12 protein-coding genes are annotated in these 13,154 nt (G+C 63.2%); 10 read left to right on the forward strand and 2 right to left on the reverse strand.

Annotated elements, in window-relative coordinates:
* The first annotated feature begins 3 nt into the window (after window positions 1-3).
* The 10 genes from tssJ to AC1DXM_RS25445 all read left to right on the forward strand — a co-directional run bounded on the left by tssJ (window position 4) and on the right by AC1DXM_RS25445 (window position 11,603).
* The gene (tssJ, locus tag AC1DXM_RS25400) at window positions 4-456 is read left to right on the forward strand and encodes a type VI secretion system lipoprotein TssJ (protein ID WP_352557200.1); all 453 of its coding nucleotides are present in this window, start codon (window positions 4-6) and stop codon (window positions 454-456) included.
* Window positions 457-513: 57 nt separating this feature from the next.
* Window positions 514-1,848, forward strand: a complete 1,335-nt coding sequence (gene tssK, locus AC1DXM_RS25405) for a type VI secretion system baseplate subunit TssK (protein WP_023709959.1) — start codon at window positions 514-516, stop codon at window positions 1,846-1,848.
* 4 nt (window positions 1,849-1,852) lie between these two features.
* A complete protein-coding gene (gene tssL / locus AC1DXM_RS25410) occupies window positions 1,853-3,184 on the forward strand; it encodes a type VI secretion system protein TssL, long form (protein WP_477237321.1) in 1,332 nt (443 codons plus the stop codon).
* A 1-nt stretch (window position 3,185) separates the two neighbouring features.
* Window positions 3,186-6,725: a type VI secretion system membrane subunit TssM gene (gene tssM, locus AC1DXM_RS25415; protein WP_477237323.1), complete on the forward strand. Its 3,540-nt coding sequence runs from the start codon at window positions 3,186-3,188 to the stop codon at window positions 6,723-6,725.
* A complete protein-coding gene (gene tagF, locus AC1DXM_RS25420; RefSeq protein WP_477237325.1) occupies window positions 6,707-7,249 on the forward strand; it encodes a type VI secretion system-associated protein TagF in 543 nt (180 codons plus the stop codon). Before tssM ends, tagF begins: the two co-directional genes overlap by 19 nt.
* 116 nt (window positions 7,250-7,365) lie before the next feature.
* Window positions 7,366-8,427: a DUF2169 family type VI secretion system accessory protein gene (locus AC1DXM_RS25425; RefSeq protein ID WP_477237327.1), complete on the forward strand. Its 1,062-nt coding sequence runs from the start codon at window positions 7,366-7,368 to the stop codon at window positions 8,425-8,427.
* Between the two features lie 43 nt (window positions 8,428-8,470).
* Window positions 8,471-9,475, forward strand: coding sequence for a beta-ketoacyl synthase N-terminal-like domain-containing protein (locus tag AC1DXM_RS25430; protein WP_477237329.1), 1,005 nt, complete (start codon window positions 8,471-8,473; stop codon window positions 9,473-9,475).
* Window positions 9,475-10,233: a PAAR-like domain-containing protein gene (locus AC1DXM_RS25435; RefSeq protein ID WP_477237331.1), complete on the forward strand. Its 759-nt coding sequence runs from the start codon at window positions 9,475-9,477 to the stop codon at window positions 10,231-10,233. Before AC1DXM_RS25430 ends, AC1DXM_RS25435 begins: the two co-directional genes overlap by 1 nt.
* 15 nt (window positions 10,234-10,248) lie before the next feature.
* Window positions 10,249-10,818 carry an SMI1/KNR4 family protein gene (locus AC1DXM_RS25440; protein ID WP_477237333.1) on the forward strand — a complete coding sequence of 190 codons (570 nt, stop codon included), beginning with the start codon at window positions 10,249-10,251 and terminating at the stop codon, window positions 10,816-10,818.
* Complete coding sequence (locus tag AC1DXM_RS25445) at window positions 10,806-11,603, forward strand: hypothetical protein (RefSeq protein WP_477237335.1); 798 nt, start codon at window positions 10,806-10,808, stop codon at window positions 11,601-11,603. Before AC1DXM_RS25440 ends, AC1DXM_RS25445 begins: the two co-directional genes overlap by 13 nt.
* A 9-nt stretch (window positions 11,604-11,612) precedes the next feature.
* On the opposite strand, the gene AC1DXM_RS25450 is transcribed toward AC1DXM_RS25445, so the two are convergent.
* Together AC1DXM_RS25450 and AC1DXM_RS25455 are read right to left on the reverse strand one after the other, a co-directional pair.
* Window positions 11,613-12,728 (reverse strand): HEAT repeat domain-containing protein, encoded by a 1,116-nt coding sequence (locus tag AC1DXM_RS25450; protein WP_477237337.1) that lies wholly within the window; start codon window positions 12,726-12,728, stop codon window positions 11,613-11,615.
* A complete protein-coding gene (locus AC1DXM_RS25455) occupies window positions 12,728-13,153 on the reverse strand; it encodes a DUF6484 domain-containing protein (RefSeq protein ID WP_477237339.1) in 426 nt (141 codons plus the stop codon). The genes AC1DXM_RS25450 and AC1DXM_RS25455 overlap by 1 nt, the downstream gene beginning before the upstream one ends.
* Window position 13,154 lies beyond the last annotated feature (1 nt).

The following is a 13,154-nucleotide window of genomic DNA, read 5'->3' on the forward strand; positions in this document are numbered from 1 at the left end:
GACATGATCGACAGACGCGAATTCATTCTTGCCTTGGGCGCGACAGGATTGCTGACGGCTTGCCAGAGCGGCCCGCCGAAACCCTCCGTCATAACGGTCAACCTCGCCGGCGGCGCCGGCATGAACCCAGGACCGGGCGGCGGCGACAGGCCGGTGACCGTCATGATCCTGCGCCTGAAGAGCACTGGCGCCTTCAATTCGGCCGACTACTTCGCCCTGCAGGGCGGTGCCGGCGCGGCACTTGGCGGCGATCTGATCGGCTCCGACACGATTTCGGTTGGGCCGGGCAAGACCGCGTCGAAGACGATCACGGTCGAACCCGAGGTGGCGGCCCTGGGCTTCGTCGCGCTGATCAGGGACCCCACCGGACGCAACTGGCGCACGACCAAGTCGGTGTCGCCGGGATCGAAGTTCACCGTCAATGTGACGCTCGGCAGCGGCGGCATTTCCGCCTAGCGGGGGCAATTCCGCAAAGCCGCGACAGGTGATGGGCAGGAAGCAGAGAGTGCCGGCATGAGCGATGCAAACAGGGTGTTGTGGTCCGAGGGGCTTTTCCTTCGCACCCAGCATTTCCAGCAACAGGACCGCTTCTTCGAGGCGACGGTGCGCGGCGCCTTGCAGGCCGGACATCTGCATACGTTCGGCTTTCGAACGCTGACGCTCGATCAGGCACAGCTCGATGCCGGCCAGATCTCGGTGCTTTCGGCGCGCGGCATCTTTCCCGACGGGACGCCGTTTGCGATTCCCGAGACGATGGATGCGCCGCGGCCGCTGGCGGTGACGCCGGAGATGGGCGCGGGACCGGTGCTGATCGCGCTGCCGCTCGAACCGCCCGGCGGCGTCGGTTTCGACCCGGCGCACGCCGAGCCGTCCGGCGCGCGCTATCGTGGCCGGATCGTGTCGGTGCGCGACGCCGTGCATGGCGGCTCCGATCCCGAGGAAATCGAGATCGCGCGACCGCAGGCGCTGTTGCTGGCGCCGGGCACGGCGGTGGGCGGCTACACGGCCCTGCCGGTGGCCGAGCTCAAGGGGGTGCGCGCCGATGGCGGCGTGGCGCTCGACGACACATTCCTGCCGCCGACCTTGGTCATCGGCGCGGCGTCCTGGTACAGCCGCCTGCTGCAGGAAGTGGTCACCGGCCTCGACCAGATCGCCGAGGCGCATGGCAAGATGGTGCTGGGCGGACCGGGGCGCAGCGTCGAGGATCTGTTGATCCTCAACCTGGTCAACGCTGCGCGGCCGCGGCTGGCGCACATGCTGGCGCAGGACGTGTTCCATCCGGCCGAGGTCTATATGGAGTTGGCCGGCCTCGCCGGCTCGATGGCCACCTACGGCTCGAGCGCGCGGCGGTTGGGTGAACTGCCTGTCTACGACCACATGGCGCCAGGCCCGGCCTATTCGGCACTGGCCGACGCGTTGCGCTCGCTGATCCTCAGCCTGCGCTACATCGAGCCGAAGTCGCGCGCGCTGCCGGTCATGCGGCATGCCACCAATGTGTGGAAGATCCGCATCGACAACCCGAAACTTCTGGTGGCGAGCCGGATCGTTGTGCGGATCGGCTCCGAACTGTCGGAGGATGCCTTGCGCAAGATTTTCGTCAATCAGGCGACGGTCGGCTCGGCCAGCGAATTCGAAGGGCTGTGGAAGTCACGCCTGCCCGGCATTCCGCTGAAGCCGCTGCATTCGCAGCCGCGCGAAATTCCCTATGACGGCGACCGACTGTGCCTCGAACTCGACCAGAAAAGCGAGCACTGGGCCTCGCTTCTCGAAGCACCAGGCTTTGTGATCGGCGTTTCGGGCGTATTGCCCAGCGAACCGCAGGTCGACTGCTACTCGGTCAACAGGTGAGATGATGAGCAGGGACGATCCATTCGGACTGTCCGAGGATCGGGAGCGCACGCGCATCCGTCTGAGTGGAGCGCCGACGCCGCGCGCCATGCCCCTGCCGGCGTCGGGCGTGACAGCGAAGCGCTCATCGCGTGCGCATCCGAACGTTCTTGTCAACGCGTTCTCACCCTTGCTGGAATTTGCGCCCGAACTGGAAAACGCGCTGCCGCCGGAAAATCCGGAAGCGCTGCGCACGAGGCTGCTCGACGAACTCGTGCGCTGCCGCGACGCCACCATGGCGCAAGGCTCGTCGCTTGAGCGCGCCGACCAGGCGGCGTGGCTGGTGGCGGCGCTGCTCGACGATCTGGCGCTGAACACGCCGTGGGGCGGCGCCAGCGCATGGCCGCGCCAACCGCTGGTGGTGATGCTGCGCGGCGACGTCGATGCCGGCGCGCAATTCTTCGCTCGTCTCGAAGACCTCGAGCGCCATCCCAACCGCGACCGCGAAATGCTGGAGCTGCAATATCACTGCATGGCGCTGGGCTTTCGCGGCAAATACCGCGTGCCCGGCCGCTCCGGCGACCGTTCGCTCAATGCCGTGCGCGTGGCGGCGGCGCGTTTCCTGCGCGACAACGACGCCGAAGGCGCACCGTTGTCGCCCAACTGGAGGGGCGTGATTGCCTCCGACGAACCGCAGCGCTTCATCGTGCCGATCTGGGTGATGGCGGTGGCCGCCGCGGTGATCGCGACAGCCATCCATGTCGGCCTGTCGATGGGCCTGAGCAGCCAGGCGGTCGAGCTTTCGGCGCTGGTGCGCGCTTTGCCGCCGCCGACGCGGGCTGACGTCACTCGCGCGGCACCCAAGGCTGACGCTCCGCCACCTCTGCCGGTTGCCGTCGACTACGCGCTGCTACCGGAATTCCAGAAGGCAGCGCCGGCGGAAACGAGCAGGGCGCTGAGCGGCACGGAGAGCGTCTCGCTGGCCAAGCTGGTTATCCAGGCTTCCAGCCCCGAACTTTTCCAATCGTCGCGTCCGACACTCACCCAGGGCTATGAGCCTTTGATTGAGTCCATCGCCAAGGTGATCCTGGACAATAAGGACCTGATCGGAAAGATCACCGTGGTTGGTCATACCGACAATGTGCGCCTGCAAAGATCCAACCCGCTTGCCAGCAACCAACGCCTGTCGGAAGCCCGCGCCGAAACCATAGCGGAGCTTCTGGTGCAGGCCGGCGTGCCGAAGGAAATCATATCGTCCGAAGGCCGCGCCGAAAGCGATCCGGTGGCCGACAACTCCACGCGGGAAGGCCGTGCGCTCAACCGCCGCGTCGAAGTGCTGGTCGAGAAGAGGCTGTGACATGTTCATCCTGCGCTTCCTCTGGGCGGTCCTGACCTCGCGTTTCCTGTGGACGCTGATCGGGCTGGCGCTGCTGTCGCTGATCATCTGGGTGTTCGGCCCGATCGTGCGGGTCGGCGACTATGTGCCGATGGCGTCGGAGACGGTGCGCATCGTCATCATCGCGCTTCTGGTGATCTTCTGGCTGATCTGGCTGATCGTCGCGCAGCGCCGGGCGATCCGCGCCAACCGCATGTTCGTCGCCGAGATTTCTGCACCCGTCGAGGAAAAGCGGCTCAGCCCCGGCGAGGAAAATGTTGCCGCGGTCGGCGCCAAATTCCAGGACGTGATGGTCGAGCTGAAGCGGCGCAAGCTCGGCAACCGCAAGTTCCTGCGCGAGATGCCATGGTATGTGATCGTCGGCCCGCCGGCGACCGGCAAGACGACGGCCTTGCGCCAGTCCGGCCTCAACTTTCCGATCGACCTGACCGATGATCTGCAAGGGATTGGCGGCACCCGCAACTGCGACTGGTTCTTCTCCGAAAACGCGGTGATGATCGACACCGCCGGCCGCTACGTCCAGCAGGAAAGCCAGCCCGATGTCGACGCTGCCGAATGGCTGGGCTTCCTCGACCTGTTGAAGAAGCATCGCGGCCGGCGTGCGCTGAACGGCGTCATCGTCGCGCTCGGGATCGATGCGCTGTCGGAAGGCGACGAAGCCGTCAAGGCGCATGGCCGCAAGATCCGCAGGCGACTGGCCGAGCTTGAGGAACGCCTGGAAATCCGCTTGCCGGTCTATCTGATGCTGACCAAGGCCGATCTGATCAGAGGCTTCGAGCCCTTCTTCGGCGGCCTGTCGACGCAGGCGCGCGAACAGGTTTGGGGCACGACCTTCCCGCTCAACGCGCGCGTCGACGCCAAGACGATCGCGGGCGAAATCTCGACGCTGTCGAGGGAGTTGGAAAAGCGGCTGGTGCCGCGGCTGGAAGACGAAGACAAGCTCGCCGAACGCGCCGAGATATTCCGCTTCCCGGCGCAGCTGCAAAGCCTGTCCGAGCCGATCCAGGTGCTGGTCGAAGCGATGTTCGGCGAAAGCCGCTACGAGGAGGCGGCGTGGCTGCGCGGCGTCTATCTCACCTCGGCCACCCAGGAAGGCGCGCCGATCGACCGGCTCACCGCTGCACTCGCCTCTTCCTTCGGCCTGCCGGCGCGACGCTCGATGCCGACGCAGCGCTTTGAAAAGCGCAGCTTCTTCCTCAAGAACCTTTTGACCGAAGTGATCTTCAAGGAGGCCGGGCTCGGCACGTTCGATCCGCTGGCACAGCGCCGTCGCAGCTGGATCTGGCGCGGTGCCGCAGCAGCCTGCGCGGCTGCCGCCATCCTGGCCGGCTCGCTGTTCACCTGGTCCTACTACGACAACCGCAATGCGATCGCCGCGCAGGCCGGCCAGTTCGAGGCATTGCAGGCGCCGCTGACCTCGGCCGCCGCGACGCCCGCCTCGGTGCAGCAGCCGGCGATGGACGTTGCCCTCAACGCCATGGATGAGGTCGCCAGTGCCAGGACTGCGCCGCCCGACAAGGCGCAGGATCTGCTCGGGCCATCAGCTTCCGCCGAACTGATGCGGGCGCAGACCGACACCTACGACCATGCTTTGCGCAACGTGCTCGAGCCGCGCATGGTGGCGCTGCTGGAGGCAACGATGTGGCGGCAGATCCGCGATCCGGATTTCATGCTGGGCGCGCTCAAGACCTACCGCATGATGACCGGCCTGTCGCAGATGGATTCGGATTTCGTTGAGAATTGGTGGGTGAACGACCTGCCCGAATTCGCACCGGCCGCACCCTTCCCGACCGCCGATGCGGAAGAACACCAGCTGGCCGCGATCCGCCGCATGGCGGTCGACGACAGCTACATCGCACCCGACCAGGCGCTGGTCGCCGAAGCGTTGAAGACGGTGTGCACGATCTCGCTGCCGGCGCGCGCCTACAAGCAGTTGCTGGCCGACCCGGCGGTGGCCGGATTGAAGGAATGGATCCCCGCCAATTTCGCCGGCCCGAACGGCGCCAAGGTGTTTTCGCGACGCTCCGACAAGACGCTCCGGGTCGGCATATCAGGCGCCTTCACCTATGACGGTTTCCACGATGCGATCCTCGACCGGGTCGAGGATGTCGCCGCCCAGGCGGCGCTCGACCGCGCGGTGTTTGCCGGTGGCTGCTCGGAGAATTCCGAAACGTCCGTGTCGGCGCTGTCGGAAGACATTCTGAAGCTCTACTATGACGACTACATCGCGCAGTGGGACAGCTTCCTGCGTGACATGCGGCTGGCGCCGCTCAGCGACCTCAACATTGCCAGCGAGAATCTGAAGGACCTTTCCAGCGCCGATTCCGCGCTTAAGCGGCTGTTGACGGCGGTGGTCCAGGAGGTCGACCTTACCCGCTCCGACGAGGCGCCGGCGACCGACGACAAGGCGGCGGCGAAGGGCGGCTCCAAACTGCTGGGCAAACTCGGCAAGCTGGGCAAGATCGTCAAGACCGGCGCCAAGCTGTTGCCGCGCGCCGGCTCGGCCAGCGAAGTCGACCTGACCGGCACGCTGGTGGCCGAGCACTTCAAGCCGCTCAAGAGCACGATTGCCGAGGTCGATGGCCAGCCGCCGGCGCTCGATGCCGCGGTGGTGGCGCTGACGGCGCTGTCCAATGTGCTGCAGACGGTCACCGCCAATCCCGACCCGCAGGACGCGATCAAGAAACAGGGCGGCCTGGCCGAGCTGACCGGCGCAGTGGCCCGGCAGGCGCAGATCCTGCCCGACCCCGTCAACACTTGGCTGAGCGGCATTGCCGGCGACACCAGCGGGCTGACGCAGAAGGCCGTGGCCTCCGAGCTCAACGCAATATGGCGTGCCGACATCCTGCCCTTCTGCCAGGCCGCGCTCAACGACCGCTATCCGTTCAGCCCCGACAGCGCCGTCGACGTCAACGTGCGCGACTTCGCCCGCCTGTTCGGACCGGCAGGCATGATCGACGGCTTCATCAACGACCATCTGATCAGCTATGTCGACACCTCGGCGCAGCCGTGGAAATGGCGCGCCGATTTCGGCCTCGACCCGTCAGCACTTGCCGCCTTCGAACAGGCGCGGCGCATCCGCGACGATCTCTTCCCGGGTGGTCAAGGTCCGGTGATGGCGTTCACGCTGGAGCCGACGGACCTGTCGCCCAACGTCACCCGCGTCACCCTCAATCTCGACGGCCAGAGCCTCGTCTACTTCAACAATGCGACGCGGCCGCAGCCAATGACCTGGCCCGGCAAGGACGGCACCGGCGTCATCTCGCTCGCCTTCCAGCCAATCGACGGCTCGCCCGAGATCATGCTCAACGAGACCGGCAGCTGGGCCTGGCTGAGGATGCTGCGCGGCGGTCGCTTTACCGGCACCTCGCTGTCCGATGTCTACAGCCTGCGGCTGGGTACGAAAGGCATGTATGCCGACTTCAAGCTCAAGGCGGCAAGCGTCGAAAATCCCTACAACCTCCAGATGTTCAAGAAATTCTCATGTCCGCCGCAGATCTGATCCTGCCCGGCTTCTACGGCAAAATGCCCGCCACCGGCGACTTCGTCACCCGGCGGCTGACGGGCGAGTTCGTGCGCCTGTGGGACCGCTGGCTGGCGCAGCATCTGGTGCCGCTGTTTGGCCAGGACATCTGGGCCACTGGCACGGCGCTGCGCTTTCTGGCCGGCGCGAATTCCTTCGGCGCGTCGGCGGGCATCATCCTGCAAAGCGCCGACAAGGTCGGCCGGAAATTCCCCTTGAGCGTCGTTGCCCTGCTACCCGAAGCGCCTGTCGCGCTGACGCATGCCGAGGCATGGTTTGCCGGAATCGAGGAGGCCGCCACCGCCGCCCAGCGGGGCGAGCTGACAGCCGACGAACTGGACGCAGCGCTCGGCGGACTGCCTGTGCCGTCGGTCGAGCCGGGCGAAGAGCTGATTGCCGACATGGTGATGTGGACGGCGCACTCCGACATTTTCGACATCGACCCGCACTCGCCGCAAGCGACGCTGGAGACGATCCTCGCCGGCAGTTGGGAGACCAGCTGATGGGGCCAAATTCGACGATGTGTAAAACCCGGCACAGACGCAGACCCTATCGATAGTTATTTCCAGGGCAGTCAAGGCCCGCTGTTTCATCATCGCGTAAGGATGCGTGATTTCGAATGTGGAATCTCTGGAACGAGACGCCATTTGCCGCCCAGGAAGCTTGGACCCGCGACGAACGCGGTCATGAATGGTGGCTGATCGCGATCAAAGCATCATTCGAACTTGACCCCGACGGCAAGCAGCAACTTCTAAAGGATCAGGTCCCTGTTAATATGGCTCCTATCCACAGCGCTGACGCCTTGGAATTGCTTGATGACGACGATCTCGTCATCGAGAAGAAGCACACCGATGTCCTTGTTGAAGGCCACGTATATGCGCCCGATCAGCAACCGAATATCGAGTCGATAGCGCGTATCGCGATAGACGGCGTATTGGACAAGAGCGTGCGTGCGATTGGCAACCGTGTTTTCATGCCGGGGCCGGTATCGGTGCGCATGAGCCGACCAGAGCCCTTCATTCAGATTCCAATCTCTTGGCGGCGAACTTTTGGCGGCACGGACAATCAGGCCTCCAAACCCGATTGGGACCGGCGAAACCCGGTGGGAACCGGCTTCGCTGTCGATCCACAACATTTGATCGGCAAAACCGGCCCTAACTTCGAATATCCTGACTCACCCTACCGCGACCACCGAAGCGGCCGGCCTGCAGGTTTCGGTCCAGTGGCGCGGCACTGGATGCCGCGCGCCAAATATGCTGGCACCTATGGCGATGAATGGCAGAAGACGCGCGATCCGCTGCTGCCTTTGGATTTTAGTCGAACCTACTACCAATGCGCGCCGGAAGATCAGCGAACCAGGACGCCACTTGTCGGCTATGAAATCGTGCGGCTGGGCAACTTCACTGGTGATGGTTTTTTCCAGTTCGTTCTGCCTCGTATCGCCTTCGACATACATACGGAGTTCTATAACCGACCTTCCCGGCAACATGAGGAGCCGGCGATCCATACGCTACGGATCAATCCAGACAAGCGTCAGTTCTCCATTACGTGGATGACCACGCTGTACGTGCCTTATGACGAGGAACGGCTGAAGAGCACGACCATAAGCATACGTCATCAAACTGTTGCGGCCGCCGCCACGCGCATGGGTGTCTGGACGGAGAAATTCGCCGATGGCTAGCGACGATGTCATCGTCATCGTCGGCATCGGCGCGCGAACGCCGTTGGGGTTCGACGCCGCTTCCAGTGCAGCGGCAGTTCGCGCCGGTATTTCCGCGATCCAGCAACACCCCACCATGATCGACCGCTTCGGCGAGCAAATGAAGGTCACCCGCGACATGGGTATCGACCTCCATCTGCAGGGCCCGGATCGTGCTGTCGCAATCGCTGTCGATCCGGCAGTGCAGGCATTGCGGCCGGTGCTTGGCACCATCAGCAACGCTCCGGTATCGTTGATCGTGGCGACAGGAGAACCGCGGCCCGGCCAGGATGGCGATTTCGCTGTCCAAGTGCATGCTCGACTGCGCAATCGTTTGTTGCAGTACGCTGAGTTCCCAGGCGGCAGTTCCATTGCCGGAGGCCATGCCGGCGGCATGATCGCCATGCTGCAAGCGGCCAAAAGCCTGCGCGAAGGCAGCGCGACATTCTGCCTGGCTGGCGGCGTCGATACCTATCTGCAAACCGAGACACTCTTGTGGCTGGACGAAAATGAGCAGCTCCATTCCGAGGGCAATATCTATGGGTTCTGCCCTGGGGAGGCGGCAGGACTCTGCCTGATGACAACCCTGCGAACCGCCCGCAAGTACGCTATCCCGCCACTGCTCCAGTTGATCGGCATTGAAGGTGCGCACGAGGAAAACCGCATCCGAACCGAGACCGTCGTGCTTGGCGAAGGACTTGGAGCGGCGTTCCATACCTTGTTCGAAAAAGCCGGAACCGATCCGGTCGATCGGATCATCTGCGATATGAACGGCGAACGCTATCGAGCCAACGAGTACGGCTTCGCAACCATCCGCAATCCAGGGCGGTTCAGGAATGCGGCCGATTTCGAGACTCCTGCCGATTGCTGGGGCGATGTGGGTGCCGCGAGCGGACCGCTGTTTGTCAGCCTCGTGACCGAAGCCGAAGCCCGCAATTATCAGACCGGGCGCCTGTCGCTGATCTGGGCCAGTTCCGAGAACGGCATTCGCGCAGCCGCTTTGCTCGGCGGTATGCGAAAGGCTGCCTGATGCCGACGCATATCACCGTCAACGGCCTCGGCCTGACCCACAAATCGTCCACCGGATTCTCCAAGGCGACGATTCCCGATGTCTGCAAGACTCCCAGTCCGGGCGGACCGGTTCCCTTGCCTTATCCTAACTTCGCAATGAGCAGCACATTGCAGAATGGCACAACAACCGTCTTCGCCAAGGGCGGCGCCATGATTGCCAACAAAGGCTCACAATACGGCATGAGTACGGGTGACGAACCGGGAACGGTTGGCGGCGTCAAATCCAATACGTTCAAACAAGCAACGGATTGGATACTCTACTCGTTCAACGTCAAGATGGACGGCAAGAACGCCTGCCGCCACACCGACAAGAAGTATCACAACAACAAAAATACGGTCGATCTGCAGGGGAATGCAAATCCGGCCCCGCTGCCTACGGTCGTATTCGATTCGGCAACCTTTCCTAATAAGGTAGCCAACATGAAGAAGCGGATGGGACCCGGCAAGAAGAAGCTGACGCGTCAGACAAGCCGAAGCGCAATTCGCAAAAACCGGCGGGCCGCGCTCAAAGGTGAGAAAAAAGGCAAGAAAAACACGTCGCTCGACGAATTTCCGTTCGCCTCTTCGACCCAGGGGGGCAAACCTCCAGGTAAGCCGAAAGCCGCGGTCGCAGCGATTCCGGTCTCGGAGCAGAACGCCCAAGGCGGCAAACTTTCGTCGTTCTATCAGAATAACGGGATTGGCGACGGCGATTCATACTGGGTGGAAATTACTTAAAGTCAGGCTCCTACAATGATCGAAGAACTGGACCGGATCGTTCAATTTCTGACGCGTCTGGGACGCGCAACACCAGCTCTGCTCCAGCCCGGGCTGTCCAGCGTGGACATCCGCGCCTGGGAGGCGCGCTTGCCGTTCTTGCTTCCTCTGGAGCTGGAGCAACTATATCGCTGGCGCAACGGAACCAGGGTGAACGAAGGTGACCAGTTGGACACCGTTTATTTCTTTCCCGGTTTCTATCTGCTGTCTCTGGAAGAAGCCGTCGAAATTTTTATGGAACGCCGGGACGCGCCGCAGTGGCGCGAAGGGTGGTTTCCGGTGTTTGCCGACGGAGGCGGGGATTTCTACCCCGCCTTGTGCAGCGACGAGAAGAAGGAAACCGCAGAGATAATCGGCTTCATCCACGGCGAGCCTCAACAGCCTGTGGAGTATGAGAGCCTGACGGCAATGATCAAGACGATTGACGCGTGTTATGCTGAAGGTGCTTTTTTTGTCAGCGAAGACAACACCCTCGAAATCGATGACGACCTTCATCGCGAAATTGCCCACAGATTTAACCCGGAGATTCCCGAATGGCAAAGTTGACGCAGCTTGAGGCGGCACAAAGGAAGGCCCTGGGCGGCGACATCGGAGAAGCGGAACAGGCACTCGCGGTCCTGGTGGACAAGGGCACGGCCCGGGCCGCCGCGGCTCTCGCGGAGATCGCGGCGTACCGCGGCCGATGGGACGACGTGCTCGGACATGTCGAGACGTCCGTCGCCGTACTCGACCAATTCGAGACGTTCGACGTTCAGATTGATCAGGTCACGCTCTGCGCGCTCGCGGCGCGCAAAACCGAAAGCTGGGATCGGGCCGCAAAGATCGCCGAGATCGGCCGCCGCAGCCTAGGGAAGAAAGGGGACGCCGACCTTCTGAAGGTACTCGCAAGCCTGGCTGCGTTCGCCGCGTCGCGCGGCTCGGAGGACTTTCGCTTGCCGCAGGGTGCGCAACTTGGTGGCGCAGTTCGCTTCGCGGAGGCAGTGGCGAAGATTGAGGGCAGCAAGAAAAAGTTTTCGGATTCGCAGGCACGGGCCGATCATATGATCGCACTGGCGCGAGTCTATGAGTACCATGAGGGTGCGGTGCAGGTATTTGAAAACGACAACACCCTGCCCGGTATTTTCGACAACGTCGTGTTCCTCGCCGCCGCGCTGGCCAAAGCCGCGCGGCCAGACGAGGCATGGGCAGCCATAAGGGGCGGGATCGGCGATTGGTGGCCGGTGGAGGAAACCCAGATTGCGCCAGTTGTGCTTCTGACCGACGCATCATTGGCGCCGATCATGACGGCGGACCGCTGCGCCGAAATTCTCGATACCCCACGGGGTTCCTGATCGATCGGCTCATCGCTCAAGTCGCGCAGCTGGCGCGCTTCTTGGTTGTTTCTGGAGCACGCTGTCGCTCCACGTCCTGACGTTCTCCGCCACGGGCACCTTCACTGCAAAATCACCGAAGTGTTTCTCGAAATCGGGCCCAAGCGTGGTCGGATCGAGCGTGAACAAGCCGTCGATGCCGCGTGCTTCCGGGAAGGCCTCGAGCAGTGCCCCGCCAGCGGCCGCCGCGAGCGCTGGAGTGCGCATCTGCTGCACCAGCCAAGGCAGAATTGAGCGATCGCCCAACATGCCGGCGCCGCGCACGGCTAGCGGCGCCGTGCCGGGCGACTTCAGCAAGCCACCCATGAAGGCGCGGACGTCGTCCTGTGGTCCTGCCTTGATCAAGGCCCGCAAGGCTGTCGGCGCATTCGGCCCATTTGCGGCCACAACCTTTTGCAACTCCGCCCGCGCCAAGTCCCCGCGACCAAGTTCGTTGAGTGCCCAGGCTGCCCACAGTCGCACTCTTCCGTCATCGGAGTCCAGCGCGCTAACAACGTCGTGCGTTAGATCGGCGCGCTTCAGCACCCCCGCCAGAAGCAGGCTGTTTGCACGTACGCGTCCGTCGGGATCACGCAACAAGTTCGTCAAAAGGGCTTTCGGGTCAACGCCGTGTTCGCGGCAAGCCGCGACGGCGAGGTAGCGCAGGAACGCGTCTTGCGCGCTGATCCAACGCCGCACCAGGGGACTGATCGTTTCGGCCTTGTGCCAAGCCAATGCTCCGACCAGGCCCCGTGCATCATCATCCGACGCGCGGCCGAGTTCAACGGCTTGCCGGACCTTGCTGTCGTCGCCTTGCTCAATTGCCAGCCATGCGAAGAGGAATAGCTCTCCCTTTTCGGGGAAATCCTCATAGGCGGCCTCAATGAACGGCCACGCGGCTGTCCCGGAAATGCGCAGCCCGTCAAGGTTCGGCTCAAGCCGCCTGTCGACGCCGGCGACCACGTTTCCGTCAGGTGGATCCTCGGCGGCCAACGTGTCGCGCTGCGCCCAGAAGAAAGCCGCCTGTTCGGCATGCTGACGTACAACATCCTGCACGATGCGACGTTCAATGGCGCCGTCGGATTGTTGGCTTCCGGCAACCATCATCAATTCAAGTCGATCGAGCCGCCGCGGATACGGTTGGCGGCACTGGCGTGACTGGTGACGAACGTACCTCTGATAGTGATGCGACCGTCCTTCTCCATCAGGATTGTTGCCTTACCACAGCGTAATTCAATCCGCTCTTCGGCGTGAACCCGCACACGCTCGCCATCGCGAATGACTTCAGGTGCCACAGGCTTGCGTGCCAGTTCCACGATGCGCCCGACGATGAGGGGCCGCCGGGCATCTCCGCATTCGAACAACAGCGCGATCTCCTGCCCGATCATATCGGACGACAGTTCGGCGAGGCTGCGCGCCGTCAATGCGGTTTCCTTCGAATTGCCCGGAAACACCACCAGGGGACCGTCTTCGCCGAAACCGAGAAACTGGCCGATTACGACGCCATCGACGCGATCACGAACTTTTGCCATG

The sequence above is a fragment of the Mesorhizobium sp. P3_A2 genome, assembly GCF_056403115.1.